Annotated in this window: 24 protein-coding genes and 1 tRNA gene; 15 read left to right on the top strand and 10 right to left on the bottom strand. The window is 66.8% G+C overall.

All coding sequences use genetic code 11. The features are described from left to right. Positions 1-94: 94 nt before the first annotated feature. Together PV761_RS22130 and PV761_RS22125 are read right to left on the bottom strand one after the other, a co-directional pair. Positions 95-562 (bottom strand): Fur family transcriptional regulator, encoded by a 468-nt coding sequence (locus tag PV761_RS22130; RefSeq protein ID WP_028269678.1) that lies wholly within the window; start codon positions 560-562, stop codon positions 95-97. 30 nt (positions 563-592) lie between these two features. After that, positions 593-1363, bottom strand: a complete 771-nt coding sequence (locus PV761_RS22125) for a hypothetical protein (RefSeq protein ID WP_347899740.1) — start codon at positions 1361-1363, stop codon at positions 593-595. A 114-nt stretch (positions 1364-1477) separates the two neighbouring features. On the opposite strand from PV761_RS22125, the gene PV761_RS22120 reads away from it, so the two are divergent. Together PV761_RS22120 and htpX are read left to right on the top strand one after the other, a co-directional pair. Beyond that, complete coding sequence (locus PV761_RS22120; protein ID WP_347899739.1) at positions 1478-2749, top strand: MFS transporter; 1272 nt, start codon at positions 1478-1480, stop codon at positions 2747-2749. Between the two features lie 46 nt (positions 2750-2795). Further along, positions 2796-3665: a zinc metalloprotease HtpX gene (htpX, locus tag PV761_RS22115; RefSeq protein ID WP_347899737.1), complete on the top strand. Its 870-nt coding sequence runs from the start codon at positions 2796-2798 to the stop codon at positions 3663-3665. Between the two features lie 115 nt (positions 3666-3780). On the opposite strand, the gene PV761_RS22110 is transcribed toward htpX, so the two are convergent. After that, positions 3781-4272, bottom strand: a complete 492-nt coding sequence (locus PV761_RS22110) for a YajQ family cyclic di-GMP-binding protein (RefSeq protein ID WP_003804256.1) — start codon at positions 4270-4272, stop codon at positions 3781-3783. Between the two features lie 202 nt (positions 4273-4474). Between PV761_RS22110 and PV761_RS22105 the strand changes: the two genes are divergently transcribed. Both PV761_RS22105 and PV761_RS22100 read left to right on the top strand, forming a co-directional pair. Next, positions 4475-4729, top strand: a complete 255-nt coding sequence (locus tag PV761_RS22105) for a hypothetical protein (protein WP_347899735.1) — start codon at positions 4475-4477, stop codon at positions 4727-4729. A 161-nt stretch (positions 4730-4890) separates the two neighbouring features. Beyond that, a tRNA-Tyr gene (locus tag PV761_RS22100) sits at positions 4891-4972 on the top strand. Positions 4973-5134: 162 nt separating this feature from the next. On the opposite strand, the gene PV761_RS22095 is transcribed toward PV761_RS22100, so the two are convergent. Further along, positions 5135-6076 carry a LysM domain-containing protein gene (locus PV761_RS22095; RefSeq protein ID WP_347899734.1) on the bottom strand — a complete coding sequence of 314 codons (942 nt, stop codon included), beginning with the start codon at positions 6074-6076 and terminating at the stop codon, positions 5135-5137. Positions 6077-6669: 593 nt separating this feature from the next. Next, positions 6670-7401: a potassium channel family protein gene (locus tag PV761_RS22090; RefSeq protein ID WP_347899733.1), complete on the bottom strand. Its 732-nt coding sequence runs from the start codon at positions 7399-7401 to the stop codon at positions 6670-6672. Positions 7402-7462: 61 nt separating this feature from the next. On the opposite strand from PV761_RS22090, the gene PV761_RS22085 reads away from it, so the two are divergent. Then, positions 7463-8008 carry an acyl-CoA thioesterase gene (locus PV761_RS22085; RefSeq protein WP_347899732.1) on the top strand — a complete coding sequence of 182 codons (546 nt, stop codon included), beginning with the start codon at positions 7463-7465 and terminating at the stop codon, positions 8006-8008. A gap of 148 nt (positions 8009-8156) precedes the next feature. Then, positions 8157-8570, top strand: a complete 414-nt coding sequence (trxA, locus tag PV761_RS22080) for a thioredoxin (protein WP_209742968.1) — start codon at positions 8157-8159, stop codon at positions 8568-8570. 125 nt (positions 8571-8695) lie between these two features. On the opposite strand, the gene PV761_RS22075 is transcribed toward trxA, so the two are convergent. Further along, on the bottom strand, positions 8696-8974 hold the full coding sequence (locus PV761_RS22075; RefSeq protein ID WP_347899731.1) for an antibiotic biosynthesis monooxygenase: 279 nt from the start codon (positions 8972-8974) through the stop codon (positions 8696-8698). A 113-nt stretch (positions 8975-9087) separates the two neighbouring features. On the opposite strand from PV761_RS22075, the gene PV761_RS22070 reads away from it, so the two are divergent. Next, a complete protein-coding gene (locus PV761_RS22070; protein ID WP_347899730.1) occupies positions 9088-10764 on the top strand; it encodes an AMP-binding protein in 1677 nt (558 codons plus the stop codon). A gap of 3 nt (positions 10765-10767) precedes the next feature. On the opposite strand, the gene PV761_RS22065 is transcribed toward PV761_RS22070, so the two are convergent. From PV761_RS22065 to PV761_RS22055, 3 genes are all read right to left on the bottom strand, one after another. Beyond that, entirely contained in the window at positions 10768-11574 is an 807-nt protein-coding gene (locus tag PV761_RS22065) for an ABC transporter permease (protein WP_028269667.1), read from the bottom strand. After that, the gene (locus tag PV761_RS22060) at positions 11574-12542 is read right to left on the bottom strand and encodes an ATP-binding cassette domain-containing protein (RefSeq protein ID WP_347899743.1); all 969 of its coding nucleotides are present in this window, start codon (positions 12540-12542) and stop codon (positions 11574-11576) included. Before PV761_RS22060 ends, PV761_RS22065 begins: the two co-directional genes overlap by 1 nt. 167 nt (positions 12543-12709) lie before the next feature. Then, on the bottom strand, positions 12710-13690 hold the full coding sequence (locus PV761_RS22055) for a 3-methyladenine DNA glycosylase (protein ID WP_347899729.1): 981 nt from the start codon (positions 13688-13690) through the stop codon (positions 12710-12712). Between the two features lie 232 nt (positions 13691-13922). Between PV761_RS22055 and PV761_RS22050 the strand changes: the two genes are divergently transcribed. After that, positions 13923-14354 (top strand): VOC family protein, encoded by a 432-nt coding sequence (locus PV761_RS22050; protein WP_347899742.1) that lies wholly within the window; start codon positions 13923-13925, stop codon positions 14352-14354. A gap of 42 nt (positions 14355-14396) precedes the next feature. Here PV761_RS22050 and PV761_RS22045 read toward each other — a convergent pair whose 3' ends face one another. Next, the gene (locus PV761_RS22045; RefSeq protein WP_347899728.1) at positions 14397-15584 is read right to left on the bottom strand and encodes an SLC13 family permease; all 1188 of its coding nucleotides are present in this window, start codon (positions 15582-15584) and stop codon (positions 14397-14399) included. A gap of 186 nt (positions 15585-15770) precedes the next feature. On the opposite strand from PV761_RS22045, the gene PV761_RS22040 reads away from it, so the two are divergent. From PV761_RS22040 to PV761_RS22010, 7 genes are all read left to right on the top strand, one after another. After that, the gene (locus PV761_RS22040) at positions 15771-17156 is read left to right on the top strand and encodes a cystathionine beta-synthase (protein WP_028269662.1); all 1386 of its coding nucleotides are present in this window, start codon (positions 15771-15773) and stop codon (positions 17154-17156) included. 68 nt (positions 17157-17224) lie between these two features. Continuing rightward, a complete protein-coding gene (locus PV761_RS22035) occupies positions 17225-18397 on the top strand; it encodes a cystathionine gamma-synthase (RefSeq protein ID WP_347899727.1) in 1173 nt (390 codons plus the stop codon). A 6-nt stretch (positions 18398-18403) separates the two neighbouring features. Further along, the gene (locus PV761_RS22030; protein ID WP_347899726.1) at positions 18404-19681 is read left to right on the top strand and encodes a glycosyltransferase 87 family protein; all 1278 of its coding nucleotides are present in this window, start codon (positions 18404-18406) and stop codon (positions 19679-19681) included. Positions 19682-19714: 33 nt separating this feature from the next. After that, positions 19715-20248, top strand: coding sequence for a helix-turn-helix domain-containing protein (locus tag PV761_RS22025; protein ID WP_347899725.1), 534 nt, complete (start codon positions 19715-19717; stop codon positions 20246-20248). After that, a complete protein-coding gene (locus PV761_RS22020) occupies positions 20245-21636 on the top strand; it encodes an MFS transporter (protein WP_347899724.1) in 1392 nt (463 codons plus the stop codon). The genes PV761_RS22025 and PV761_RS22020 overlap by 4 nt, the downstream gene beginning before the upstream one ends. Positions 21637-21832: 196 nt before the next feature. Beyond that, the gene (locus PV761_RS22015; protein ID WP_347899723.1) at positions 21833-23221 is read left to right on the top strand and encodes a glycosyltransferase 87 family protein; all 1389 of its coding nucleotides are present in this window, start codon (positions 21833-21835) and stop codon (positions 23219-23221) included. Continuing rightward, complete coding sequence (locus PV761_RS22010; protein ID WP_347899722.1) at positions 23218-23964, top strand: SDR family oxidoreductase; 747 nt, start codon at positions 23218-23220, stop codon at positions 23962-23964. Before PV761_RS22015 ends, PV761_RS22010 begins: the two co-directional genes overlap by 4 nt. The last annotated feature ends 98 nt before the right edge of the window (positions 23965-24062 follow it).

Below are 24062 nucleotides of genomic sequence, written 5' to 3'. Positions count from 1 at the left end.
GCATCGGACGTGACGGGAGCACCGGACTGTGTGGTGGACACAGCGGGCGCAGAGATGTTCAAGGTCATCTTTCTCCTTTGGTTGGGTTTGTTGCTTAGTTTCGTTCGGCGGGTAGCTTTTGGGTGCGCTGGCAGTCCTGGCAGATGCCCTGATACATAACGTCAGCGATCTGGATGGTCATCGGCTCGGAGTTTTCGTCCCAGTGCGGCGTGAGGCAGGGCGCATGGCCCACGGCGCAGTCCACGTCTTCCACGCGCCCGCAACTGATGCAGATGGCGTGGTGGTGGTTATCGCCCACCCGCGTCTCGTAGAGCGCAGGGGAGTGGGGCGGTTCGAACCGGCGCAGCATGTGCAGGTCCGTGAGGTCCCCGAGGACTACATACACGGATTGCGCGGTCATCTCAGGCAGCTCCTCACGGGCGGCGGCAAGGATGCTTTCGGCCGGCGAGTGCGGGTGGTGTTCGACGGCGGTGAGGACCGCCAGCCGCTGTTTGGTCACCCGGCGGCCGTGGGCGCGCAGGGCGGCTGCCCATGCATCCTGGCCGGCCTCGTGAACTGTCATAGCCCCATTCAAGCACTTATTATGACTAAATCACAATAAGGCGGGGCTAATCTCCGGAGAATGGAGCAACATTTCAAAGGGGTTCACGGCTTCACCGGCGGAGCGGCCCAGCGTGTGCAGCTCCAGGCGCCCGTCGGTGACGGCGGTATCCGGCACGATGCAACTGAGGCCGGCGACGGCCTGGCGAAGCGCCAGGCCTTCCAACGCCGCGGCCAGCGCAAGTAGTTCCGCCGGGGCCACATCCTCCACGGACCCGAGGGGCCGCTCCGGGGACAGTACCGTGTGGTGGGACCCTGCCGGGGTCGACGGCGGCCATGTGCGGATGGCGGGCAGCGGCGCACCGGAATCCGGGCTCGCCTCCGGGCGTGCCGCTGAAGCTGCCGCCTTCAGCAACGCGGTGCGCAGGCCGGCGTCGTACTTGTCCAGGTCCTGGTCCGACGCGGGCTTCCTGCGCTGCGCAGGCAGGGAGAGTTGTTCCGCCGGGGTGACCGGTTCACCGTCCCAGCGGCCGAAAAGGTGGAACGTGGGGGTGGAGGATTCCGCCGCCGGCTCGCCGATCGAAGCACCAAGCGCATGCCAGCGGTGTGCGAAGAGCAGGGTGCAGGTATCAGCGCCGAGGACGTCGGCCAATGCCCTGCGGGCAGCATTGTGGCAGCGCAGCCAGTCGGCCGCCGATCGGTGGTCCAGGGCCGTTGCCGGATCGCTGAGGCGGATCATCAGGTGGCCGGAAGTCAGCGGAGTGCGCGGCCGGGTGACCTCCCAGACCGACGAGCCGAAAAGCAGCCGCCTGGACAACTGCATGCGCACTCCCTCCACCGTGGTGATTCCCGCCCGGGACTCACCCCGAGACTATCAAGGCCAAGGTAAACACCCGGGAGCCCCGGTTCCGCAGGCGCCCGCGGCTAGAGTTGCCCAGTGGCAAAACTTCTGGCTGACCTCACCCCGCTGCGCGAAAGCCCCGATTTCCGCCGGCTCTGGCTCGGATCCGCCGTCTCCAACCTCGGCAGCCAGCTGACCCTGGTTGCGGTGAGCCTGGAGGTGTACCGGCTGACGCAGGACAGCCTCTACGTGGGCCTCCTGAGTATTTTCGCGCTGGTTCCCCTGGTGCTGGGCGGACTGCTGGGCGGCTCCATCGCCGATGCCCACGACCGCCGCAGGGTGGCCCTCCTGGCGACCAGCGTGCTGTGGCTGACCACGGCCGCGCTGGCCGCACAGGCCTGGCTGGAGGTGGGGAACGTGTGGCTGCTGTACGTGCTGGTGGCCGTGCAGAGCGGCGCGCAGGCCATCAACCAGCCGGCCCGCAGCGCCATCATCCCGATGCTGGTCCGCAAGGAACTGCTGCCGGCGGCCAACGCTTTGAGCATGATCAGCTTCGGCCTGGCCATGACGGCCGGTCCGCTCCTGGCCGGCGTTCTGGTGGCGTGGGTCGGCTTCGGCTGGACCTACACGCTGGACGTGGTGAGCTTCGTGTTTGCCTTCTGGGCACTGCTGAAGCTGCCGCCCATGCCGCCGGGCAAGGAGGCGCACCGCGCCGGCCTCCGTTCCGTCGTCGAGGGTTTCCGTTTCCTGGGCACCCGCCCGAACCTGCGGATGACGTTCGTGATCGACCTCGTGGCCATGATCTTCGCTCAGCCGCGGGCACTGATGCCGGCGATCGGCGCGGTGATGATCGGGGGCGGCGAAGCCACCGTGGGCGTGCTCCTGGCGTCCACGGCTGTTGGTGCGTTCCTGGCCGGGCTGTTCTCCGGGCCGCTGGGCGGTATCCGGCGGCAGGGCGGCGCGGTGGTGTGGTCCGTCATGGGCTGGGGTGCGTCCATCGCCGGCTTCGGGCTGGTGGTGGTACTGGCCGGACGCTCCGGGGTGGACGGTGTGACGTGGTGGTTGCTGCCCGCCGCGCTCTGCTGCGCATTGGCCGGCATTTCGGATTCCGTGAGCGCCGTCTTCCGTACCACCATCCTTCAGGCAGCGACGCCGGACCACCTGCGCGGGCGGCTCCAGGGCGTGTTTGTGGTAGTGGTGGCAGGCGGCCCGAGGATCGGCGACATGCTGGCCGGCGGCGGCACTAAACTTTTGAGTGAAGGTTGGGTTTTGTTGCTGGGCGGCCTGTTGTGCATCGCCGTGGCTTGGGCGGTGGCACGCTGGCAGTCCGGTTTCCTGAAGTACGACGCGCGGAACCCCGTTCCGTAGCGGCACGTTAGTCAGGAACAACGGGGGAACTTCGTCAGGAGGCACAGTGCATAATCACCACAACGGACTGAAGACCGCGGCGCTGTTCGGGGTGCTCTGGGCGGTGCTGCTGGGGCTGGGCGCCGTGATCGGCAGCAGCACGCGGAGCACCACCCCCATCTGGATCATGGCGCTGGTGGGCGTGGGCACCACAGCTTACGGGTACTGGAACAGCGACAAGATCGCGCTCCGGTCCATGCAGGCCTACCCCGTCACCGAGGAACAGGCCCCCCAGCTTTACCAGATTGTCCGTGAGCTCTCGGCCAAGGCCAACCAGCCCATGCCGCGGATCTACGTTTCGCCCACGCCTGCGCCGAACGCCTTTGCCACCGGACGGAACCCGCAGAACGCCGCGGTCTGCTGCACCGAAGGCATCCTGCGGCTGCTGAGCACCCGCGAGCTTCGCGGCGTGCTGGGCCACGAGCTCATGCACGTCTACAACCGGGACATCCTCACGTCGTCCGTGGCTGCGGCCGTGGCCGGTGTGATCACCTCGGTGGGGCAGATGCTGCTGTTCTTCGGCGGCGGGGACCGGCGCAACTCCAACCCGTTCGCGATGCTCGCCATGGCCCTGCTTGCCCCGCTGGCGGCGATGGTGATCCAGTCGGCCATCTCCCGGACCAGGGAGTACGACGCCGACGAGGACGGTTCCGCGCTCACCGGCGATCCGCTGGCGCTCGCCTCAGCCCTGCGCAAGATCCATCAGGGCGTGCAGATGGTGCCGCTCCCGCAGGACCAGAAACTGGTGAACACCTCGCACCTGATGATCGCCAACCCGTTCCGTGGCGGCGGCATGAGCAGGATGTTCGCAACGCATCCGGCCATGCAGGACCGCATCGCCCGGCTGGAACTGATGGCGCGCGGACCGCTCGGCTGAGCTGCCGCCGTCGTACTTCCGACGCGCAAAAAGGCTGGCGACACCCGTATACCGGTGTCGCCAGCCTTTTTGCGTGGCGTGTGGATTTTTGCGCGTCGAAAACGGCGGGCGCGGTCTAGCTGCGGAAGTTGACGAACTGCAGGTCGGCCTCGTCAAAGTCCTTCAGCAGGGCCATGGTGGCCTGGAGATCATCGCGGGACTTGGACGTCACCCGGAGTTCATCGCCTTGGATCTGGGACTTGACGGACTTCGGCGCCTCGTCGCGGATCAGCTTGTTGATCTTCTTGGCGAGGTCCTGGGCGATGCCCTCCTTGATGGAGGCTTCCAGCCGGTATTCCTTGCCGGATGCGTAGGGCTCGCCGGTGTCCAGCGACTTCAGGGAGATCCCGCGACGGATGAGCTTGGACTGCAGAACGTCCAGGACGGCGAGCACGCGCTCTTCGGAATTGGCCTTCATCAGGATCTTTTCACCGCTGAAATCGACCTCTGCGCCAACGCCCTTGAAATCGTAGCGCTGGGCCAGTTCCTTCTGCGCCTGGTTCAGCGCGTTGGCAACTTCCTGCTTGTCTACCTTGCTGACGACGTCGAATGTGGATTCGCCTGCCATAACTGTCCTCCTGCTGATCGCCTGGATGCCCCTTCAGGGGCGGTACTGTCTGCATTCCAGCCTAGTACGGATGGCGTCCAAGTGAAGGCCCGGGTCCGCTCCGCCCGATTCACAGTTTCCTCATAGCGGACACATGGCGGGAACGAAGTCTTGGGCCCCAGAGTTGGAGGTGTTGGAAGAGTTGCCCCGGAAGGAACCCGCCATGCACCAGAAAGCCGTCCGCTACGTCACCCGCTCGACTGCCGCGGCCGCCACCACGCTCGCCACCGCAGCCACCTCCGTCGCAGCCGCCGCGGTGGCCGCCTCGATCATCCTGAGCCCCGTAGCAGACGTTCCTTCCCGGCTGGACGGCGTCCACTCGGATCTGATGCGGGCGGTGCAGCTGAACCAGATCACCGAGGAGCAGGCTGCGAAGTTCGAAGCGAAACTGGCCGGACGCATTCTTGGTGAAGCCTGATTTTTGGCGGAATTCCGGGGTATTTGGCGGCCTTCGCGGCTCGATTCGATTCTTCGGCAGAAGTTCTGTAAAGTTGTCTTGCCCGCGGTTACTGGAAGCGAAACGGACTGGAAACAGCCGTTCTGAACATAGCAGCCGCGAGTGATCTTCTTTTGAAGTTCGGCAGATTACCCGAGCGGCCAAAGGGGGCTGACTGTAAATCAGCTGGCAACGCCTACGGGGGTTCGAATCCCTCATCTGCCACCCAAGGAAAAGTCTCCGGAACCACCAGGTTCCGGAGACTTTTCTGTTTAAGCGCTTGGACCTTATGGGCCAGGGCCGCCTTCCGGCAGAGCCTTGTCCGCGGCTCCCGGCCTTGAAGGTTCGGAGCCGCGGACAAGCCTAGGACCCTTGGTTGAGGGGACCCTAGTTGAGTCCGATCACCAGCATCTGGTTGGTTCCCGGGATGCAGGTCTGCAGGATGACCCGCGGGAAGCCGCCGAAGATCGCAGAGACATTGTTGGTGGTGCCCGGATTCGGCACCTGTCCGCGTCCGACTACGGTGTAGGTCCCGTAGCCCGGAATGCTGACAGTCTCGCCCACTCCGATCCCCGAGAACCGTGCCCAGCCGCCGCAGAACTCGTGCTCCGTGATGAAAAGGGCGTAGGCATCGGTCGGGGTGAAATGGATGGGGCCGATGCAGGCGTCCACCATGGACTGGCCGCCGGCACCCGCCACATAGATCGTGCGGACGGCAGGAGCCGGGGCAGGTGCCGGAGCGGGGGCTGGCGCCGGGGCCGGGGCGGGCGCCGCCGCTGGTGCCGGAGCAGCCGCGGGTGCGGGTGCCGGTGCGGCGACGGCGGGTCCCGTCAGCTTGAGCACCTGCCCGGGCACGATCGGTGAGTACACGCCCAGGCCGTTGGCCGCCAGCATGGCGTTCATGTCGACGCCGAAGCGGGCTGCTATGGCCCCCACGGTGTCGCCGGCTGCCACGGTGTACAGGTTGGACTCTTCCTGAGCCGGAGCCGGGGCTGGAGCCGGTTCCGGGGCAGGTGCCGGTTCGGCGGCCGGGGCTGGCGGCGCAGCGGCTTCGGGGGCGGCGGCGACGGCCGCCTCCGGCGTCCCCGCACCTGCTGTCGCCGGCCTGTCTGCGGATTTGTCTGCTTCTGGTGCGGGTGCCGTCACTGCCTGGGCGTCGCTGACGCGGGACGTCTGCGCTGCGGCGGAGTAGCCGACGGCAGTCAATGCGACTGCGGTGACTACGGCGCCCGCGGCCAGCAGTGTCCTCAGCCTGGTGGCGGTGGCGCTACTTTTTGTGGTGGTTGGGGCAGGTGAGCTGCCCCCGGAGTAAAGCTCGTTTTGATCCATCGGTTCCCCCCGAGAGTCAATTGCCTTGGGGTCAACAGGACAGCGGGCCCCAAGGTGGCGGTGCGCCGGAAGCCGGCCGCGTGATAGTGCGGCCGTTGCATGGAGGCGCATGAAGTGACCTGCCGAAACGTTGAGTAATTTCGGAGGCCGAGTGATTAGACCCATGCCCACGTGGTGGTCATGTGTAATTCCGGAATGCTGCTTTCCCTAGGAATATCGAGTCTATGAATGAGGTGTAATCACTGCACGAGTGGGAATTACCCGACTATTTGTGCGCGGCACCCGCGGCCGTGCGGTGCGTACTTAACGGCTTCGCTATTCGACGGCGGGAACACTCGCAAAGGGGCGGAAGGCTACTCGCCCCGACGCAGGTATCCCTGTACTTTCCCGCCATCCAGGGCCAGCGGGCGCCTTGCATACGTGGGTGCGGCCTGGCTGGTTAATTAGTTCGCCCGGGGGGCTAATGCAGAATATTGACGGAATCTTGATGGTTTATCTAATTCACCCGTTTGGATTGATTGCACGAAAAAGGCAGTCAGTGGATCCGGATGTCCGATGACTGCCTTTCTGGAATTCGCACTCCCTGCGGGGAATTAAGTCTCGTTTTGGCGTTCGCGGCGCAGTTCCGCCAATTCCTGGCGCAGGGCGGCCACTTCCACCAGCAGTTCGCGGACGTCCGCGCGGACGGGAAGTTCGGCCAATTCCACCGCCGCTTCCGTGTTTTCCTCGACCCTTTGCACCAGCCAGGAAGCAATGGAGGCCGTGACCACACCCAGCACTGCGATGCCGCTCATCATCAGGGCCGCGGCAACCATGCGGCCAATCGGGGTGACGGGAAAGAGGTCCCCGTAGCCCACTGTGGTGATGGTGGTGATGGCCCACCAGGCGGCGTCCCCGAATGTGAGGATCTTGGCGTCAGGGGCGTTTTGTTCGACGTCGAGGACGGCCAGGGCGCCGACGAACACCAGCAGGACAGCGGAGCCGGCCACGTAAGTGACCACGCGGCCACGAAGGGTCTCGCCCACCGTCCGGTGCAGAACGGAGAGCAGGGTGACCAGCCGGAGCAGCCGGAAGAACGGCAGGGCAACGATCAGCAGCTCGTGCAGGTTGAGGATGAACCAGCGCTTCCTGTTGTCCGCGAGGCACAGGTTGGCGGCATAGTCGGCAGCGAAGACAGCCCAGGTGATCCACATGACGCCTTCAAGGACGTCGGCCTGCCGCCCTTCGATGTGGCCGATCACCTGCCAGGCGTAGGCAGTCAGGAAAACGAGTGCGGTTCCCATCAGGGGCCACTCGGCGATGTCCCTGTAGCGTTGCTGCGTCATGCTGAAATCCTAAGGGCGGCGGCTCTTGGCCACTGATGTTACTGGTGGGTAACATGGGTTCATGCACCTCCTCTTGCGAACACTCCTGCTCCTTTTCACTTCTTCCCGCAGGCTGCCCCTGAGTATCTGGGGCAGCTCCTCGCTGCAGCTGCGCGTACTGCCCACAGACATCGACATCGCCATGCACGTCAACAACGGGATGTACTTCTCGCTGATGGATCTGGGCCGGTTTGACCTCATGGCGCGGAGCGGAACCTGGAAGAAGATGCGCCGGCGTGGCTGGTCGCCCGTGGCCGCGGGGGAGACCATCGCCTTCCGGAAGTCCCTGCAGCTGTGGCAGCAGTACACCATCGAAACCCGCATCATCGGGCTGGACACCAAGGCCATCTACTTCGAGCAGCGCATGGTGGCGGACGGCGAAATCTATGCCCGCGCCTACATTGCCACGAGGCTGGTCAGCAAGGGGAAACCGGTCAGCCAGGAAGAGATCTTCCGGGAGTTCGGCGAGCCGCCGGCCGGACTCGAACTGCCGGAGTGGATCCACGAGTGGCGCGAAACCAACGCGCTGCCCGGCTCCCGCCGCGAGGCCCCCCACGTCTGGCACTGAAGCCTTGCAGCTGGCGCGGCGCCGGGACGTGGGGGCCGGAACGCGGGGGCCGGGACGCGGGCGCCGGGCGATAACGCTCGCACGCCAGGAGGTGTGCCATGAGCGAAACGATCGGGACATCACCGGGCGGCTCGCGTACCGTTGACCCATGGCTACCGTAGACATTACAGGTGAACAGTTCGCATCAACCGTCGAGAACAACGACATCGTCCTCGTTGATTTCTGGGCCGAATGGTGTGGTCCCTGCAAGCAGTTTGGACCCACCTATTCCGCAGTATCCGAGAAGCACCCGGACGTCGTCTTCACCAAGGTGGACACCGAAGCCGAACAGCAGCTGGCCGCCGAGGCAGGAATCACGTCCATCCCCACGCTGATGGCCTTCCGCGAAAAGGTGCTGGTGTTCTCGCAGCCCGGCGCGCTGAACGCCCAGCAGCTGGAACAGGTGGTTGACGCCGTCAAGGCACTGGACATGGAAGAAGTCCACGCGCACGTGGCACGCTCGCAGGCTGAGGCGGCCGCGGCTGCCGGCAAGCAGGACGGCACGCAGATTCCCGAGGCCTAAAACCCCGCTGCACAATGACTTAAAATCCAACGCGGGGCCGCTTCAGCCGATGAACCCAAGGTTCATGCCGGCGAAGCGGCCCCGCGTTGTTTTGTTCGGGAAGTAGTTCAGGAAGGCGGCGGGCGCTACAGCCGTTCGAGCCTGACAGGTTCGGCCAGCAGCGCGCTCAGCGACTCGTTGAGGTCCTGGACGGCGGTGCCCTTGGAATGCTTCGCCAGGTCCTCCTCCGAGGCCCACTGCTCAGTCAGCACCAGCTTTTCCTCGGTGGCCTCCGTCAGTTCATACCGGATGCAGCCGGGCTCATTCACCACCTCGTCGATCGCGATTTCGAGGGCGAGCTTCACGCGGAAGAATTCGCCGTCGTTGGGGATGAACGTTGCCTTCAGGTCAATCGGTGCACTCATGCGTTTCACCCTACCGGGCCGCGGCCTGCCGTCCCGAAATATTTTGTAGGGCTTCCTAGTTTTTCGCGTCCCTTACGCTTCTTTTACCGGTGGTCTGTTGGTAGCGTGCCAGCATGCGCGCTTATACAGCCGGGGACACTGACGTCCCGCTGCTTGACGAGACCATCGGCCAGAACTTCGAGCGGATCGTGGCCAGCTTTCCGTTCCACGACGCCCTGATTGAGGCGGCTCCCGTCCCCGGCGCCGATGCCCGCCGGTGGAGTTACACCAAACTGAACGACGACGTCGACAGGCTGGCCCGCGCGCTGCTCGCCCGGGGCGTCGCGGCGGGGGAGCGGATCGGCATCTGGAGTCCCAACTGCGCGGAATGGACCATCCTGCAGTACGCCACGGCCAAGATCGGCGCGATCCTCGTCAACGTGAACCCGGCGTACCGGAGCCATGAACTGGAGTTCGTGGTCAGGCAGAACGGCATGAGGATGCTGGTGGCGGCACCGTCGGACCGGAGCAGCGACTACACCGGGATGGCCCGGCATGCCCTCGCCGAATGCCCGGAACTGAAGGAACTTGTCTTCCTGCCGGACGGCGGCCAGCCTCAGCTGCAGGCGGGGGATCCTGAAACTGAGGCGGAAATGACGTATGCCGAGCTGCTCAAGCGGGCAGACGACGTCGGGCATTCCGTCCTGAAGGCCCGCCTGGCGGGGCTGGACCCGGACGACCCCATCAACCTGCAGTACACCTCGGGCACCACCGGGTTCCCCAAGGGCGCAACGCTGACACACCGCAACATCCTGAACAACGGGTATTCCATCGGAGAGCTGCTGGGATATACGGAGCAGGACCGGGTGGTGATTCCGGTGCCCTTCTACCACTGCTTCGGGATGGTGATCGGGAACCTCAACGCCCTAAGCCACGGCGCGGCCACCATCATTCCGGGACGCTCTTTCACTCCGGCGGCGGCGCTGGAAGCGGTCCAGGACTTCGGCGGGACGTCCCTGTACGGCGTGCCCACCATGTTCATCGGCGAACTCGCGCTGCCGGACTTCGCCTCGTACGACCTGTCCACGCTCCGCACCGGCGTCATGGCCGGGTCCCCGTGTCCCATCGAGGTGATGAACCGGGTCATCACGGAGATGAACATGACGGATGTGGCCATCTGCTACGGCATGACGGAAACGTCCCCGGTGTCCACCATGACCCGGGCCGGGGACACCATGCAGCAGCGCACGGAGACCGTCGGCCGGACCATGCCGCAGCTCGAGAGCCAGGTAGTTGACCCGGTGACGGGCAGCGTGCTGGAGCGCGGGGAGATCGGCGAGCTGTGCACCCGCGGCTACGCGGTGATGAAGGGGTACTGGAACCAGCCGGACAAGACCGCCGAGGCCATTGACGCGGACGGCTGGATGCACACCGGCGACCTGGCCCGCATGGACGAGGACGGGTACGTGGTGATCGAGGGCCGGATCAAGGACATGGTGATCCGTGGCGGCGAGAACATCTACCCGCGCGAGATCGAGGAATTCCTGTACACCCACCCCTCGATCCAGGATGTCCAGGTGATCGGCGTCCCCGACGCCAAGTACGGTGAGGAACTCATGGCCTGCATCATCCTCAAGCCCGGCGCGGAGCCGCTGGACGTACCCGCCGTCGCCGAGTTCTGCCGGGGGAGGCTGGCCCACTACAAGATCCCGCGCTACGTGGAGGTCCGCGACAGCTTCCCGATGACCGTTTCCGGAAAGATCCGGAAGGTGGAGATGCGGCAGGAGGCCGTGGCCCGGCTGGGACTGTGACCCCTAGCTGATGTTGCGGTTGATCGCACGGACTCCCACCACAAGTCCGACGGCGGCAGTCACCGCCGCGGCGATGAGTCCCAGGAGCGTGTCCGCGCCGACGTTGCCCGCGAACAGCTCCCGCTCGGCGTTGACCAGGTAGGTGAGCGGATTGAACTGGCTGGCCACCTTCATCCAGCCCGGACCCGCTTCGATGGGCAGCATGATGCCGGAAAGGATCATGAGCGGAAACAGCAGCGTTTGCTGCACTCCCCAGAAGATCCACTCCTTGTTCTGCGAGACCAGGGCCAGCGAGTAGGACAGTGCGCCAAGCCCGATACCGAAGATGCCCAGGACAACAAGCCCGAACAACACGTGCAGCGGATGGAACACGAAGCCGAACGGGATGCAGACGAGGGCTATGAGCAAGCCCTGCACCACGAGCGGCGCCCATTCCTTCAGGGCCCGCCCGATCATCAGGGATGACCGGGACAGCGGCGTGGCGAGGATCCGCTCGTACGAGCCCGTCATCAGTTCGTACTGCAGGTTGGAGCCTGTCATGGACGTCCCGAAGAGGGCAATCATCACCACCACGCCGGGCAGGAACCACTGCAGCGTGGACTGTCCGCCGAACGCCGGCGCGCCCACGGCGGAGCCGAGCAGCGGGCCGAACAGTCCCAGGAAGACGAGGGGCTGGAGCAGCGAGAAGACCAGCGAGAAGGGGTCGCGCAGCGGCAGCAGCATCTCACGCCAGAACACGTACTTCGTGTCATGCAGGACCCGGCCGAGGCCCGGCTTCTTCAGGACCTCCGGAACTGGCTGGGCGGTCATCAGCGGTTTGCTCCTTCCCTGAGGTTCCGGCCGGTCAACTCGAGGAACACGTCGTCCAGGGTGGGCGGTTTGAGCTCCAGGGACTGGGCGGGAGCGCCGGCGTCGTCCATTTCCTTCAGCAAGGCGGGCGCCAGCCGGGCGCCTTCGGTGAGCCGGAGACGGAAGCTGACCACGCCGTCGTGCGTGTTTTCCTGGACGTCACCGCCGGCGGCGGCGCGCCCCAGCAGCCCGCGGACGCCTGCCGCTGCCCCGGCCGCCACCTCCACGGCCAGCAGGTCCCCGGCCAGGTTGGCCTTGAGGCGGGCTGCTGTGTCGTCGGCGATGATCCGGCCGTGGTCGATGACGATGACCCGCTCGGACATCGAATCGGCCTCGTCCATGTAGTGCGTGGTGAGGACGACGGTGGTCCCGTGCTCGGCGCGCAGCCGCATGATGTGTTCCCACAGGTTGGCCCTGTTCTGCGGGTCCATGCCGGTGGAGGGTTCGTCGAGGAACAGCAGGTGCGGTGAGTGCATGAGGCCCAGGGCCACGTCCATCCGGCGCCGCTGCCCGCCGGAGAGCTTGATGACCGTGCGTTTGGCGAGGTCGGCCAGGTCCAGGGACGTCAGGAGTTCCCGGGCGCGGGCCGCGGCATCGGTGGTGTTCATCCCGTAGAAGCGGCCCTGCATGACCAGTTCGTCAATCACCCGGAAACTGTGGCCGCCGCCGTTGCCCTGGCCGATGTAGCCGATCCGGGCCCGCACCCCGGCCGGGTCTGCCGTTACGTCGACGCCGGCTACAGTCGCCGTGCCCGAGGTGGGCCGGAGCAGCGTGGTCAGCATCCGCAGGGTGGTGGACTTGCCCGCGCCGTTGGGGCCAAGGAAGGCCACGAGTTCGCCCGGGGCGACGTCGATGTCGACGCCCTTGACGGCCTCGATGGTTTCCTTCTTGACCGTGAAGTTCTTGGTGAGTTTCCGGGTGTGAATCACGGTGTGCTCCAGGCTGCGGGTCACCGGCGTTCCGGCTGCCGGACGCCATGGCGCCACGCTATACCCGTCCGGCGGGGGCGTCCACAGGAGCGGGCCGCAAGTGCCCGTCCGCGGTCTGTGGTTCGCGCCGCCGTAGTCCGTGCCTCTGTGGTTCGCGGTCTGTGGGTCTAGTGCTGGCGGTGGTCCTGGATGGTCATGCGGGGGCCGAACGTGGGTTTCCGGAAGCCGCTGAGGCCGATCATCCGCACCACCCGCTGACGGTGTCCCTGCCACGGCGCCAGCAGCTGCAGCATCCCGGCGTCATCAGTCCTCCGCCCGGTCAGCGCGGCTCCCACGTAGGCCGCGAGGTGGTAGTCGCCCACCGCGATGGAGTCCGGGCAGCCGTGGGTTCTCTGGACCACCTCCGCCGTGGTCCAGATGCCGATGCCCGGAATGGTCTGCATCCTGGCCGATGCTTCCGCAGCGGGCACCTTCGCCAGGCGTTCAAGGGCGACGGCGGAACGCAGCGCCCGCATGACCGTTGCCGAACGCTGCGGTCCCACACCGGCCTTGTGCCACTCCCATGACGGGACCCGCAGCCACTGCTCCGGGGTGGGCTGAAGCCGAAGCCCTGCGGGTGCGGCCGTGCCCGCGCCCGGCGCCGCGGTGCCGAAGCGGTACACCAGGTAGCGGTAACCCCGCCGCGCTTCGATGACCGTGACCTTCTGCTCAAGAATGGTGGGCACCAGCGAGTCAATCATCCGGCCGGTGGCCGGGAGCCGCAGCCCCAGGTTCCGGCGTCGGGCCTCCACCACCATCCGGGGGAGCGTGGCATGGAACTCCGGGTGGTCAAAAGCGGACCAGTCGTCCCCGCTGCCCAGCAGCCGCGGCGCGGCGGCCACGGCCTCCTCGGAACCCGGGCCCCAGGCCTGAACGTCGACTGCCGGTTCGCGGGGGTCCCCGGAAGTGGACAGACGCAGGGACACGGGGCCCCCCGCCGTCGTGAACGCCATCCAGAGCCCGTCCGGCCCCGAGGCAAAAGCCGGATCACTGTTGCCGCGCATCAGTGTTCCGAGGGACTGCAGCATGCTGAAGGGGCCGCCGGGATGCCACCGCAGCGAGGCGTCCGCCGCGGCGGCCAGGCCGGCGGGGACGTCTGCGATGGTCATTGAACAATCGTCCCACGCGGGGCTGACAGCGCCGGAAAACCGCAGCGCCGGAAAACAGCAGTGCCGGAAACAGCAGTGCCGGAATCAGCAGTGCCGGAATCAGCAGTGCCGGAAGCGGGCAAGGCCAAACGGCCCTGCCCGGCAGGTGTGCCCGGGCCTAGACTCCAGTTGTGGCGCGGACCGCCCGCGCCTGGCCCTGTGGGGCCGGACTGTGGAATACCAGGTGAGAACAGTGGCCGGAGGAGTGGTGCACTTCGAGATCCCCGCGGACGACGAAAACCGCGCACGGGACTTCTATACATCCGCTTTCGGGTGGGAATTTCAGGTCATGCCCGAGATGGAATACAGCCTTGCCACGACGACGCCGATGGACGAAACGGGCAGGCCCGCTGTTCCCGGGTCCATCAACGGCGGGCTGTTCAGGCGCGGGGACCTGACCGCCCCGGTTGTCACTGTTGACGTCGAGGACATTGACGCGGCGCTGGAGAAGATCGCGGCCCTGGGCGGTGCGGTCCACCGGGGCAAAATGGAGGTTCCGGGCATGGGATGGAACGCGTATTTCAAAGACAGCGAAGGCAACATCGTGGGCCTGTGGCAGAACGCCGAACCCGGTTCCAATCCTGCCGGCAGCTCCGACGCCGCAGCGAACGACATCGGAGCGTAGCGCCTCAGCGCATCCCGTGGGGCATGCCCGTCTGGCATGCCCTCAGTTCATGCCTGAGACCGTCCACAGCGCCACGACAGCCAAGGGAACCGTCAGCGCCACGGCTACCAGGCCTGCGAGCGCGAATCCACCCCATTTGATCCGGACGTTCAGCGCCCGGAGCCGCTCGTGCCAGAGCAACGTGGCCAGGGACGCCCACGGACTGACCAGCGGGCCGAGGTTTACGCCGATGAGCAGGGCGGCGAGCCGCACAGGCGATCCCGCCACCGGTTCCAGGGCCAGGTAGGCGGGGAGGTTGTTCGCCGCGTTGGCGGCACCCGCGCCCAGTCCGGCCAGCTGCAGGAGGGCGGGCAGGCTGTCGCCCGATCCGGCCGCCCCCGCCAGGAGTTCTGTCAGGCCATTGGCGTGGAGTGCCTCCACGAGCATGAACAGGCCCACCGTCAGCATTAGCGGACGCCACGGAACCATGGACCACCGCAGCGCGGAAGGGCGTCGCCGCAGGAAGACTGCCAGGAGGAAGGCCGCGGCAGCCATGGCGGGGTACTGCACCGGCACTCCGGACACCAGTGCGGGCAGCAGCACCAGCACCGTGGCAGCAGCGGACAGCAGCAGGCCGCGGTCCCGGACACGGTGAACCGGCTGCGGCCCGTACCTTCCGCGCAGGTCCTTGCGGAATGCCAGCCACAACAGGGCGAGGGGAACCAGCAGTCCCACCACGGCAGGCGCCCAGACAAGGCCGGCGAATCCCAGGGGGCTGAGTCCGAGCCTGTCCTGGGCCAGCAGATTGGTCAGGTTGGACACCGGAAGCAGCAGGGAGGCCGTGTTGGCCAGCCAGATGCTGGTCAGGGCGAACGGCAGGGGCGGAATGCGGGCGTGGACAGCCAGGAGCACCACCACCGGAGTCACCAGCACCGCCGTGGTGTCCAGGGACAGGAACACCGTGGAGACAGTGGCCACCGCAATAACCAGGAGCCACAGGATGAAAACGCGGCCGCGGCCCAGGGCAGCCAGACGGTCCGTCACCACCCGGAACAGGCCGGCCTCGTCCAGGAGTTCGGTGACGAGTGACATTGCCAGCACGAAGGACAGGATGGGAACGGTGCGGTCCGCCAGTTCAGCGAAGGCAGGCTCTGGGAGGGCACCCACGGCAAGGGCGGCTATGCCTGCCGCGAGCGTGGCTCCCGGCAGGAGGTAACTCTTGATTTTTGTCAGCCACGCAAACCGATGCACTGCCCCATCGTCCCACCCGCGCCTGCCGAGCGCGTGCACCGCCGCTCAGGCGCGCTCCCGCGCACTGCCGCTCGGGCGCACTCCTGCGCACCCGCCGCTCAGGGCAACTCCTGCGCACCCGCCGCTCAGGGGTGCGGCCGGGAGCCAAAACGGGTGCAGCGGTCCCGAGACGGTAACTTTGTACCTATGAAGTACGCCCAGTCCGTCCTGGACCTCATCGGCAACACGCCGCTCGTCAAGCTCAACCACGTCACCGACGGCATCAAAGCCACCGTCCTGGCGAAGGTCGAATACCTGAACCCGGGCGGATCCATCAAGGACCGCATCGCGGCGAAGATGATTGAGGAGGCCGAACGGGACGGAAAGCTGCTCCCTGGCGGCACCATCGTTGAACCCACCTCGGGGAACACCGGCGTCGGGCTCGCCCTTGTGGCCCAGCAGAAGGGGTACCGGTGCGTCTTCGTGGTGCCGGACAAGGTGGGCGAGGACAAGCGCGCCGTCCTGCAGGCCTACGGCGCCGAAGTAGTGGTGACGCCCACCGCCGTCGCCCCGGACAGCCCGCAGAGCTACTACGGCGTTTCGGACCGCCTTGTCACCGAAATCCCCGGCGCCTACAAGCCGGACCAGTTCTCCAACCCCGCCGCGCCCGGCAGCCACTACGAGACCACTGGTCCCGAAATCTGGCGCGACACCGACGGCCGGGTCACGCACTGCGTGATCGGCGCCGGGACCGGCGGCACCATTACCGGAACCGGCCGCTACCTGAAGGAGGTGTCCGCCAACCGTGCCGAGGCCGACGGCGGACGCGTCCGGATCATCGGTGCCGACCCCGAAGGATCGGTTTACTCCGGCGGGACCGGCCGCCCCTACTTCGTGGAGGGCGTCGGTGAGGACATGTGGCCGGCGAACTACGACAAGGCCGTCCCGGACGCCGTGATTGCCGTCAGCGACGCAGAGTCCTTCGAGATGACCCGCAGGCTGGCCCGCGAAGAAGGCCTGCTGGTGGGCGGTTCCTCAGGCATGGCCGTAGTGGCCGCCCTCCAGGTGGCCAAGGACCTGCCCGAGGACGCCGTGGTAGTGGTGATCCTGCCCGACTCGGGCCGCGGATACCTCGCCAAGATCTTCAACGACCAGTGGATGCGGTCCTACGGCTTCCTGTCCGGCGGCGAGGAAGCCTCCGTCGGCGAGGTGCTCAAGTCGAAGACCGGTGAACTTCCGGCGCTGGTGCACATCCACCCGAACGAGACCGTCCGCGACGTCATCAACATCATGAACGAGTTCGGCGTCTCCCACATCCCGGTCCTGTCCCAGGAGCCGCCGGTGGTCATGGGCGAAGTGCTGGGCGCCGTGGACGAGCGGAGCCTGACCTCCAAGCTGTTCCGCGGCGAGGCGAAGCTGACCGACAAGATCTCCGAACACATGGGGGAGCGCCTGCCCGTGATCGGGTCCCTGGAGACCATCTCCGCCGCCCGCGAACTGCTCTCCGACGTCGACACCGTGATGGTCACCTTCGTCGGCGCCCCCGTGGGCATCCTGACCCGCCACGACCTGCTCGCCTACCTCAGCAACTAATTTCCGGTGCTTGGGCCTGTCGAAACCCGGAACTCGACAAGCCCCAACACCGTATGAAAGGACCTTCAATGTCTGTTTCTGAAAACCAAGGTTTCAACACCCGCGCCGTCCACGCCGGCCAGGCCTTCGAGCCGCGGACCGGCGCCGTTGTGCCGCCGCTGCACTTCAGCTCCACGTATGCCCAGGACGGGATCGGCGGGCTTCGTGACGGCTACGAATACGGCCGCGGCGGAAACCCCACCCGCGACGCCCTGCAGGAGCAGTTGGCCGCGCTGGAAGGCGGCTCGCACGCGTACTCCTTCAGCTCCGGCCTGGCCGCGGAGGACTCCCTCATCCGTGCCCTCACCCGGCCCGGGGACCACATTGTGCTGGGCAACGACGCCTACGGCGGAACCTACCGCCTGATCAGCCGCGTGCTGGGCGAATGGGGCATCGGCAACACGCCTGTGGACATGGCGGACCTCGACGCCGTCGCGAAAGCCGTCGCGGCCAACAAGACCCGCCTCGTCTGGGTGGAGACTCCGTCCAATCCGATGATGAAGATCACCGACATCGCCGCCCTGGCCAAGCTGGCGCACGACGCCGGTGCCCTCCTGGTGGTGGACAACACCTTCGCTTCCCCCTACTTGCAGACCCCGCTGGCGCTGGGCGCCGACATCGTGGTGCACTCCACCACCAAATACATCGGCGGCCACTCCGACGTCGTCGGCGGTGCGATCGTCGTCAACGACGCCACGCTCGCCGAGAAGATCGGCTTCGTCCAGTTCGCCGTTGGTGCGGTGTCCGGCCCGATGGACGCCTTCCTCACCACCCGCGGGCTCAAGACCCTCGGCGTCCGGATGGACCGGCACAGCGACAACGCCCAGGCAGTGGCCGAATGGCTGCTGGAGCGTCCTGAAGTGGAGGCTGTGCTCTACCCGGGCCTGCCCTCGCACCCCGGCCACGAGCTCGCGAAGAAGCAGATGAAGAAGTTCGGCGGCATGATCTCCGTGCAGTTCAAGGGCGGCGAAGCCGCGGCCCGAAGGGTCGCGGAGAACACCTCGGTGTTTACCCTGGCCGAATCCCTCGGCGGCATCGAATCGCTCATGAACTACCCCTCCGAAATGACACACGCCTCCGTCAAGGGCACCGAGCTGGCTGTTCCGGTCAACCTGATCCGGCTCTCCTGCGGCATCGAGGACGTGGAAGACCTCATCGCGGACCTGGAGCACGCCTTCACCTTCATCGGGACGGGCAGCTAGCAGCCGGTGACCATCTCGCTTCGGGCCGTATCGCCCACCACCCGCGGCTGGCTCGCGACGGCGGCGGGCGCCCTGGCCCTGGCCATCGCCGTATGGTTCCTGTACACGGATTACAAGCCGTTCATGAACGACTTCGAGGTCTACTACTACGGCGGCGGCCGCGTTCTGGAAACTGGCGAAGGCGGTGTCAACGAGCTCTACGCACCGCGGGACGGGCTGCCGTTTACGTACCCGCCATTCGCCGCGCTGCTCTTTGCCGCCCTGGCCACCATGGACTTTGGCGCAAGCAGCATGCTCTTCATCGGTGCCGCCCTGGCCGGCGCCGCGGTGGTGGCCGGCTGGCTGGCCCGGCACTACTTCGGCATGAGGACATGGCGCGCGGCCTTCGCGGACTACCGTTTCAGGACCACCGCCCTGGTGGGAACCGGGGCCATCCTGCTCCTGGGCCCGTGGCGGGACACGTTTGTCTTCGGCCAGATCAACATCATCCTGATGGGCGTGATCCTGGCTGATTTCGCGTTGTACGGGAAATCCCGTGCGGGCGAAATCCGCTGGCCCGCAGGACTGCTGATCGGTCTGGCCGCCGGCGTGAAGCTCACCCCGCTGGCGTTCGGCCTGTACTTCCTGGTCCGCCGCGATTTCAAGGCGCTGGGCTGGATGGCCGCCGGCTTCTTCGGATCCATTGCGCTGTCCTGGGCGGTGCTGCCGAATGCGTCGCTCACCTTCTGGACCAAGATCCTGCCGGACACCGGGCGGATCGGCGGTCCGGGATACGTGGACAACCTGTCCGTCAAGGGGCTGCTGCTGCACATCGGCATGCCGGATTCGACACTGACCAGCCTGGTGTGGCTGGGCCTCTCGCTGGCGCTGGTGGTTCTCGCCGGCCTGGTCATCAAATGGGCCGTGGACGCTGACGAGAACTTCATTGCAGTGTCCGCCACCGCTGTCCTGATGCTCTTGATCAGCCCGGTCTCCTGGTCGCACCACTGGGTCTGGGTTGCTGTTGCACTGCCCAGCATGGCTTTCGCGATGCACCGCGTGCCCTCACGAAACGGCAGGATGCGCACTGCGGGCTGGGTCATCGTGGTCTTCTCCACCATCGCCTTCTACATGACGCCAAAGAACCTGGCCGTCTGGGCCGGTGCCGCCGAATGGGGCAAGGACCCGCAGACGCAGTGGCAACTCACCGTGTCCAGCCTGGGCGTAGTGTGCGGCATCGCGATGCTTGCCTATTGGGCGCTCGCATACCGGCCCTCGAGGGCCGCGCTCCGCCCTCGACCCTAGCTTTCTTCAAGAAAGTCAGCTACGGTTGCCTGCATGGCACTCCGTTCTGACTGGTCCCAGCGCACCTGCGCCATGGCGCGCGGCCTGGACATCCTTGGCGACCCCTGGAGCATGCTGGTGCTCCGCGAGGTCTTCTTCGGCAACGGCCGCTTCGACGCCATGAAGAATCGGCTGATGGTGGCCGACTCCGTGCTCACCAAACGCCTCGCGGGCCTGGTGGACGCCGGGCTGCTGGAGCGCAAACCGTACGACGACGGCGGCCGCACCAGGCAGGAATACGTGCTCACCGAGAAGGGTGAGGACGCCCTGCCGGTGCTCAACGCCGTCGTGATCTGGGCCGAAAAGCACCTCCCGGCGCCGTCCGAACAGGCTCATATGTTTGTCATCCACACAAGGTGCGGGCAGCGCACCACCTCCGCGGACAGCTGCACCGCCTGCGGCGAACGGCTCACGGCCGAAAACACCAGCTGGCACAGCCTCACCCGAACGCCGGAGCCGGTCCGCCTTGCCACCGCCGCCCCGCCTCCCGCCCGCGACGCACTTTCACAGAACGGACCCGCAGCATGAACGCCCCCGAGACAGCCCTGCAGCCCGCACCCGGCAAACGGACACGCCGCAAGCTGCACCCGGCGTGGATTGTGGCCGCTGTTGCGTTCCTCGCACTGGTGGGCGCCGCCGGCTTCCGGGCGGCCCCCGGCGTCCTGATGGTGCCGCTGCAGAACGAATTCGGCTGGTCCACCACGGTGCTTTCCGCGGCCGTCAGCATCAACCTGGTGCTGTTCGGCCTCACCGCGCCGTTCGCCGCCGCGCTCATGGAACGGTTCGGCATCCGCGCCGTGACCTCTGTGGCACTGGTGCTGATCGGCGCCGGCAGTGCGTTGACCGTGCTGGTGAACCAGTCGTGGCAGATCCTGCTGACCTGGGGGCTGCTGATCGGACTGGGCACAGGGTCCATGGCCCTGGTCTTCGCCGCCACCATCGCCAACACCTGGTTCAGCAAGAGCCGCGGCCTGGTGATCGGCATTTTGACGGCCGGCAGCGCCGCGGGGCAGCTGGTCTTCCTGCCCTTCATCGCCATGCTCGCGCAGGACCCCGGCTGGCGGCAGGCATCACTGCTCATCGCCGCCGGCGCCCTCGCGGTGGTGCCGCTGGTGCTCAAATTCCTCAAGAACTCACCCGCCGACGCCGGTGTGCTGCCCTACGGCGCCGACGCCGCGGAACAGGTCACCGAACCGGCGGCGGGGTCAACCGCGACTGGTTCACCCGAGACTGGTTCAACTGTGCCGGGGGAAGCCGCAGCCCCCGCCGGGAACGCGGCAATCCGCGCACTCCAGGTGCTCAAACGCGCCAGCAAGGTCCGGACATTCTGGGCACTGGTGGCCGGCTTCGCGATCTGCGGTGCCACCACCAACGGGCTTATCGGCACCCACTTCATCCCCTCCGCGCACGATCACGGCATGGCGGAGACCACCGCGGCGGGCCTGCTCGCCGTCGTCGGCATCTTCGACATCGTGGGCACCATCGCCTCCGGCTGGCTGACAGACCGCTTCAACCCGCGGATCCTGCTGGCGGTGTACTACCAGTTCCGCGGCATCGGACTGCTGGTGCTGCCGCTGCTGCTGAGCGCCACGGTCCAGCCCAGCATGATCGTGTTCGTGGTGATCTACGGACTGGACTGGGTGGCCACCGTTCCGCCCACCGCCGCCATCTGCCGCCAGGTCTTCGGCGCCGACGGCAGTGTGGTGTTCGGCTGGGTGTTCGCCGCCCACCAGCTCGGCGCGGCCGCCGCCGCACTGGCCGCCGGCGCCATCCGTGACGCGACCGGCCAGTACACCTACGCCTGGTTCGGCGCTGCCGCCATGTGCACCATTGCCGCCGTCATCAGCGCCACCATCCGCAAGGACGCCGGAGCGCGGGAACCGGTCCTGGTGGAGGCCAGGGCTGCGGAGCACTGACCGCTGCGCACTGAGCACTGAGCACTGCGTGGGGTGCCACGCCGGGGCTGCGTAACAGGGGACGGGCCCGCTGCTTCAGTAGGATGTGGGGAGGACGCGCCTGATCCGGCGCGAGTCAGCCGGCACAACATCGCGATACGCGCTCAACGCGCCTACAGTGGCGCCGCTCTGCAGGAACAAATGTTTGGGGACACGGATGGCACTGCTCGACGCCGAAAAAGAGCTCGACGCCGGCAAGGGAACCGCAGCGCCGGGGACCACCGCACCAGGAACCGCCGCTCCAAGCACCGCAGCGTGGTATCGCAGCCGGCTGGTGCTGGGCATCCCCGGGGAGCTGGTGACGCTGCTGGCCATCCTGGCTACTGCCGTCTTTATGTCCTCAAGGCTTGACGCCTGGGGCGAGCAGGGCCTGGACTTCAGCGTCTACTGGCACGGCGGCAAGATCCTCAACGAAGCCGGCCAGTCGCCGTCGGACCTCTACAGCAGGACCGTGGGCTGGGCCGGAGGGCCGGAGCTGCCCTTCACGTACCCGCCGTTCGCCGCGCTGCTGTTCGGCCTGCTGGCCAGGCTGCCGGAGGAATCCGCCCTGATGCTCTTCAACGCCGCCGGGGCGGCCGTTGCTGTGTGGGTCGCCGTGCGCGGCGTGAGGTACTGGAGCGCCAAACAGGACTGGCGCAGCACCTTCGGAGGCGCCGGGTTCAAGGCAACCCGCAACCGGTGGGGCGCCGTTATCCTGCTGCTCGCCGTCATCAACCTAGGCCCCTGGCGCGAGACACTGGCGTTCGGCCAGATCAACATCCTGCTCATGGGGCTCATGGCCGCCGACCTCCTGGCCGGGAACCAGCGCTGGAACCAGGGTTTCCCGGGCCGCGGCTTCCTGGTGGGCATGGCCGCCGGCATCAAGCTGACGCCGCTGGTCTTCGGCTTGTACTTCCTGGTGCGCAAGGACTGGCGCGGTCTCTTCAACATGGCCGGCGGGTTCGCGTTCACCGTGCTGCTGGGCTGGCTGGTCCGCCCGGCGGAGTCGTTCACGTTCTGGCTGGAAATCCTCCCCGACACGTCCAGGATCGGCGGGGCAGGCTATGTGGACAACCTCTCGATCAAGGGCGCGCTGCTGCATTTCGGGGTTCCCGAAGCCGGCGTCACCGTTCCCTGGCTCCTGCTCAGCCTGCTGGTGGCGGGCGCGGGTGCCCTGGTGATCAAGGCTGCCAGCGACCAGGGCGCCCGCGTGGTGGCGATTTCCGCGACGGCACTCACCATGCTGCTCATCAGCCCCGTCTCCTGGTCCCATCACTGGGTCTGGATGGCCGCCGTGCTTCCGGCTTTCGCCTGGACACTCCGCGAGACACCGCACCGCTACCGGGCAACCCGCTGGGTCATGGGCGGTGTGCTCGGGGCATCCATTATCGTGTTCTTCTTTTCGCCCAAGAGCATCGGCGAAGCGCTGGGAGCGGAGAACCTGGACTTCCAGGTGCCCGAGCCCTGGCTCATGGCCTCCAGCGCCGGCGTCTTCTGCGCCGCGGCCATCCTGGCCTGCTGGCTCGTGGTGCTCCGGCGTGGTTCCCTGGCTGACGTGCCCGCATGAACAGGACGGCAATGGTGACGGGCGTCGGCCGCCTCGCCGGAATCGGTGCCGGCATCGCCAGGCGCCTCGCTGCCGACGGCTGGGACCTGGTCCTGACGTACTGGCAGGACTACGACTCCCGGATGCCCTGGGGAGTCCAGCCGGACGACGTCGAACGCCTCGCAGCGGAGCTGGAAGCCACCGGCGCCCGCGTGCTTGCCCTGCCGGCGGACCTGGAGGATCCCCAGGCCGTGGACCGGCTCATGGAGTCGGTAGCGGAGCAGGCGGGCACGTTGCAGGGGCTGGTGCTCAGCCACGCCGAGTCCGTGGACTCCGGCATCCTGGACACCTCCCTGGCAAGCTGGGAACGGCACTTCGCCGTGAACACCCGGGCCAGCTGGCAGCTGATCGCTGGCTTTGCCCGGCAGGCGGCGCACGACGGCGGCGCGATCGTGGCGCTGACCAGTGACCACACAGCGTTCAACTTGCCGTACGGCGCGTCCAAAGGGGCGCCGGACCGCACCGTCATTGCCGCGGCACGGGAGCTGGGTTCGCTGGGCATTACGGCAAACGTGCTCAATCCCGGCCCCGTGGACACCGGCTGGATGGACCAACAGCTGCGCGAGGAGCTCGCCCGGCGCCAGCCCGGCGGGAGGCTCGGAACCCCAGCCGATGTGGCCGGAACGGTGGCGTTCCTGCTCTCGCTCGAGGGCCGCTGGGTGTCCGGGCAGCTGATCAAGGCCGACGGCGGCTTCTCGGCCTAGGTTCGCGCACCCGCGTCCCAGCCCAACTAGTGGTGTGTCTCAGTTTTGTTTGATGGCTTCGAGAGCGACGCGGCCGCGGGCGACTTTTTTGAGGATTG

It is taken from the genome of Arthrobacter sp. CC3 (assembly GCF_039907775.1).
Lineage (GTDB): Bacteria > Actinomycetota > Actinomycetes > Actinomycetales > Micrococcaceae > Arthrobacter.
This window is presented reverse-complemented; position numbering and strand designations above follow the sequence as displayed.